This is a genomic window from Gluconacetobacter takamatsuzukensis (genome assembly GCF_014174275.1).
GTDB classification, from domain to species: Bacteria; Pseudomonadota; Alphaproteobacteria; order Acetobacterales; family Acetobacteraceae; genus Gluconacetobacter; species Gluconacetobacter takamatsuzukensis.
On the sequence record NZ_JABEQK010000029.1, the window covers coordinates 1 to 757 of the forward strand.

General features: G+C 69.9%; 2 protein-coding genes. Both read left to right on the plus strand.

The window, feature by feature from the left end; genetic code table 11:
* Nucleotides 1–453: ABC transporter permease subunit (locus HLH27_RS16875; RefSeq protein ID WP_182951278.1), on the plus strand; the 453-nt coding region annotated here is incomplete at its 5' end.
* 17 nt (nt 454–470) lie between these two features.
* On the plus strand, nt 471–757 hold a 287-nt coding region (locus HLH27_RS16880), incomplete at its 3' end, for an ATP-binding cassette domain-containing protein (RefSeq protein ID WP_182951280.1).

Consider the following 757-nt stretch of genomic DNA (forward strand, 5'->3'; position numbering starts at 1 on the left):
TTCGGGCATTTCTCGGGCCTGTCGGGGGGGATCGCGCTGGCGGTGCTGTTCGTGCCGGTGGTGGTGCGGACGACGGAGGACATGCTGCGGCTGGTGCCGCTGACGATGCGCGAGGCGGCGTATGCGCTGGGGGCGCCGAAATGGCGGGTTGTGTTGCAGGTGTGCCTGCGGGCGGCGCGCGGCGGGGTGCTGACGGGGATCCTGCTGGCGGTGGCGCGGGTGTCGGGCGAGACGGCGCCGCTGCTGTTCACGTCGCTGGGGAACATGAACTGGTCGCTGGACCCGGGGGCGCCGATGGCGAGCCTGCCGGTTGCGATCTATCAATATGCGGGCTCGGCCTACGATGACTGGGTGCAGCTTGCGTGGACGGGGGCGCTGCTGGTCACGACGGGGGTGCTGGCGCTGAACGTGCTGGTGCGGCTGTGGAGCCGGCAGGCCGGATCGGGTCGCTGAAGCTGGGAAATGTGGACATGGATGGGACGGTGATGCAGGACGCGGCGGCGGCGCTGGCAGTGCGGGGGCTGGATTTCTGGTATGGGGCGAACCACGCGCTGAAGGGCATCACGATGGATTTCCCGGCGCGGCGGGTGACGGGGATGATCGGGCCGTCGGGCTGCGGGAAATCGACGCTGCTGCGGGTGCTGAACCGGATGTACGACCTGTATCCGGGGCAGCGGGCGACGGGGGAGGTGCTGTTCGACGGGCGGAACATCCTGTCGTCGGACCTGGACCTGAACGTGCTGCGCGCGCGGGTGGG